The 4428-nt window shown below is 63.1% G+C and carries 1 protein-coding gene; it reads left to right on the forward strand.

Annotated features, from left to right (window positions below):
* Positions 1-504 precede the first annotated feature (504 nt).
* Positions 505-4152, forward strand: a complete 3648-nt coding sequence (locus tag ADB02_RS00020) for a phosphoribosylformylglycinamidine synthase (RefSeq protein WP_049189275.1) — start codon at positions 505-507, stop codon at positions 4150-4152.
* Positions 4153-4428: the final 276 nt, after the last annotated feature.

Below are 4428 nucleotides of genomic sequence, written 5' to 3' on the forward strand. Positions count from 1 at the left end.
GCAGTAATGCTGAAAGTCAGACACACTTTTTGCTACTTAACCCCAGGGTTCGGTCACTTATCGATGGTTTCTCGTGGCCTGTCGATGGTTTTGCGCCACTTATGCGCGCGCTGTGGGTGCTACGTGTGCACTTGTCGATGCGCTGTTCACTTGTGGCCAGGCTATAGCGAATCGATAGGTGAACTATGCATCGATAAGACAACGAACCAGCTCCCTTGCTCCAGCAACGCGCAGCAACAGGTAGCAAAGCGCAGCAACAGGCACCAACCCGGACCTGCCGACCGACTCGCCACCTCCCTGAGCCGCCACGGCCGTACCTCCAACACCCCCGCGCAGCCTTTGCCCGGCTGAATCCGATTAGCCTGGCCTTGTACTTGGTCAATCGGGGCTTCCGCCCCGCGCCGCCTCGCGCCGCCTCGCACGCCGGGGGACATTTTCCTATCCTGAACAGTTGCAATAGACTTAGACCCCGGTTGCCCTCCCCGTATTTCGATAGGAGCCTTGATGGACGCCCGTCTAGCCGTTCGCCGTAAGCCCGAGTTCCGCAATGAGGAAGCTACGCTGCTGTCCTCGATCGGCCAGGACGGCGAGGTGGCAATCTACTATCTCTACGATGCTTTCGATGCGACGGAGGAGGATCTTGTCGCGCTGCGTGAGTCGGTAGTTGCTGATTCGCGTGTCGACGAGCTGGTCGAGCTCCCGGCCCCCGCCGAGCTGGGGAACTACCTTGCTGTCGAGCCGCTGCCTGGCCAGTACGACCAGCGTGCCGATGCCGCCGAGCAGGCCCTGCGCCTGCTCCGCCCGGAAACGCAGGCGCAGATCACCTCGGCAACGCTGTATGTTTTCGATGCTCCGGTGAATGACGCCGTGCGCTCCTTCCTCATCAACCCGGTCGAATCGGGGGAGAAGAACCTGAGCGTCCTGCGCCGTCCGAGCATGGGCGAGATTGAGCCGCTGAAGGAGTACCCGGGCTTCACCGAGCTGGATGACGAAGGCCTGGCCGAGCTGCTCGCAGCCGACGGCATGGCCATGTCGCTGGCCGACCTGAAGACCATCCAGGATTACTTCCGCTCCGAGGGCCGCACCCCGACCGAGGTAGAGCTGTCCGCGCTGGATACCTACTGGTCGGACCACTGCCGCCACACCACCTTCAACACCGAGCTGACCTCCATCGAGAACAACGAGCCGCGCTTTGCCGCACAGCTCGACCGCGCGCTGCGTCGCTACGACGAGCTGCGTGAGCTCAACGGTCGCACGCACAAGCCACGCTCCTTGATGGACATGGGCACCATCATGGGCCGCGAACTGCGTCGCACGGGTGTCATGGATGACCAGGAAGTCTCCGAAGAAATCAACGCCTGCTCCGTCTACGTCGACGTCGAGGGCGATGACCGCAAGTGGCTCCTCATGTTCAAGAACGAGACCCACAACCACCCGACCGAGATCGAGCCATTCGGTGGTGCCTCGACCTGTCTCGGTGGCGCAATCCGCGACCCGCTGTCGGGTCGCTCGTGGGTCTACCAGGCCATGCGTCTATCTGGCGCAGGTGACATCAACACTCCGCGCGAGCAGACCCTCGAGGGCAAGCTGCCGCAGCGCGATATTTCCTCCCGCGCCGCAGCCGGCTACTCCTCCTACGGCAACCAGATCGGTCTGGCCACCACTGGTGTGCGCGAGCTGGTCCACCCGGGATACGTCGCTAAGCGAATGGAACTCGGTGCCGTCGTCGCCGCTGCCCCGGCAGACAACGTCAAGCGCCTCGAACCTGCGCCGGGCGATGTGGTGATCATGCTCGGTGGCCGCACCGGCCGTGACGGTGTCGGCGGTGCGACTGGCTCGTCCAAGGCTCACGATGAGGACTCGCTGGGCCGTTCCGGTGCCGAGGTGCAGAAGGGTAACCCGGTCAACGAGCGCAAGATTCAGCGCCTGTTCCGCCGCGAGGACGTCGCCACCAAGATTGTCCGCTGTAATGACTTTGGTGCAGGTGGCGTGTCCGTTGCGGTCGGTGAGCTGGCTGACTCCATCGACATTCACCTCGAGCGCGTGCCGCTGAAGTACGCCGGTCTGAATGCCCGCGAAATCGCGATTTCCGAGTCTCAGGAGCGCATGGCGCTGGTCGTGCGCCCGGAGGACGCCGACTTCATCATCGCCGCCGCTGCCGAAGAGAACATCGAGGCCGTCGCGCTGGCAGACATCACCGACACCGGTCGGCTGCGCATGTTCATGGGCGGCGAGGTCGTCTTCGACCTCTCCCGTGAGTTCATCGACACCAACGGCGCCGACCGCGCCCAGAACGTCGAGATGGTTGCTGCGGAGGGCGGCGTCGTAAAGCAGGCTCCGACGAGCGTACTGGAGTCGCTGCGTGCGGCGACGGCGGGCTCCCAGGAGGGCATGATCGAGCAGTTCGACTCGACCGTCGGCCGCTCCACCGTGCTCATGCCGTACGGCGGTGCGACGCAGAAGACCGACGAGCAGGCGTCGATCCAGACGCTGCCGGTCGATGGCGGCACGAGCACCGCGTCCATCATGACCTGGGGTTACTCGCCATCGCTTGCCGACGAGTCCCCGTACCTCATGGGTTCCTACTCCGTCGTGGAGGCACTGGCTAAGCTCGCAGCGGCCGGTGGCGATCCGCGCGGTGCCTGGCTGAGTGTGCAGGAGTACTTCCAGCGCCTGGACCAGGATCCGCAGCGCTGGGGCGAGGTTGCGCAGGCTCTGCTCGGCCTGCTCGAGGCTCAGGACGGCTTCCAGGTTGCGGCCATTGGCGGTAAGGACTCCATGTCCGGCACCTACGGCGAGGACCTGCACGTGCCGGCGACCCTGGTGACCTTCGCAGTTGCCGCGATGGACGAGACCGACGCTGTCTCTGCTGCAATCCCGGCAGGTAACTTCGACCTCTACCTGTTTGCGCACAAGCCGCTCGAGTCCGGGGAGCCGAACTACGAGCAGCTCAACGCACTATTTGCTGCTGTGCGCGAGCTGCGGCCGGCTGCGGCCTCGGCTGTTACTAACGCGGATCTGGCTGCGACCCTGGTCAACATGGCTGTGGGCAATGGCGTGGGCCTGGAGGTATCCCTCCCGGAGGCTCCGCTGGGCTCCATCGTTGTGGCTGTTCCGGCTGGTCAGGATGTTGAGGGTGCTGTTGAGGGTGCTGTGAAGATCGGTGCCACCGACGAGTCGGGCACGCTGCGCTTCGGTGAGGAGTCCTTCACTGTCGCCGAGGCTCTGGAGGCAATGGAGTCCGGTTACCGTGAGGTCTTCCCGCTCAATGACTACGAGGGCGAGGCCCTGCCGGAGTTCGCTAACCAGGTCAGCGAGACCAAGACTGACCTGCAGAGCCCGGGCAAGAAGGATGTCCACGTGTTGCTGCCGGTCTTCCCGGGTACCAACTCCGAGTACGACATGGCCGAGGCATTCGTCGCTGCTGGCGCTACCTACGAGTTCCACGTAATCCGCAACCTGACCCCGGCAATGCTGGCGGAGGACACGAAGGCGTTCATCGAGAAGCTTCAGGACTCCGACATCCTGGCATTCTCCGGTGGCTTCTCCCTGGGTGATGAGCCGGACGGATCCGCCAAGTTCATCGCCGCGTTCCTGCGTTCCGACGATGTCGCAGCCGCCGTCAAGGAGTTCGTGGCCGACAACGGTCTTGTGCTCGGTATTTGTAACGGTTTCCAGGCGCTGGTCAAGTCCGGCTTCCTGCCGTACGGCGACCCGGCGCAGCTCCGCGAGGACTCGCCGACCCTGGCCCACAACCGCCAGCTGCGTCACGTGTCCCGCATCGCTACTACTCGCGTCGCGACCGTGGATTCCCCGTGGCTGCGCGATTTCGAGCCAGTCCAGACCCACCTCATGCCGGTTTCTCACGGTGAGGGGCGTTTCGTGGTTTCCGAGGATGAGGCTCGCCGCCTGTTCGAGGCCGGCCAGGTCGCTTTCCAGTACGTCGATGCCGACGGCGTGCCGACGATGACAGCGCCAGCCAACCCGAACGGTTCTTCCTACGCCATTGAGGGCATTGTCAGTGCTGACGGCAGGATTCTGGGCAAGATGGGCCACCCGGAGCGTTTCCGCGAGGGCCTGATGCGCAACATTCCGGGCATTGGTGAGCAGGACATCTTCGGCAACGCTGTCCGCTGGGTCCGCGGCGAGTAGTTCCTCGGTTTCTCCGTTACCTCGGTCAGGGTTACCTCGGTCGGTCCTGTTCGGATAGGCCGGGGTAACCGCTACGAAACCTGTTGTTAACGTGCAACGAATATGTACTTGAATAAGCGCCCAAAAAGGTTGCTTGAACAGCGGATTTTGTAAAACTTCGCAGGATGAGTAAAGTATCTATTCGTTGCAGGGGCCAAGGGATTCACCCGGAGTCACTGAATAACAACAAAATGCGCCCGTAGCTCAACGGATAGAGCATCTGACTACGGATCAGAA

It is taken from the genome of Corynebacterium sp. 212_CJEI, from assembly GCF_001055915.1.
Lineage (GTDB): Bacteria > Actinomycetota > Actinomycetes > Mycobacteriales > Mycobacteriaceae > Corynebacterium > Corynebacterium jeikeium_D.

Coding starts and splice junctions, on each gene's coding strand:
- ADB02_RS00020 (WP_049189275.1), top strand. CDS start 505: ATGGACGCCCGTCTAGCCGTTCGCCGTAAGCCCGAGTTCCGCAATGAG.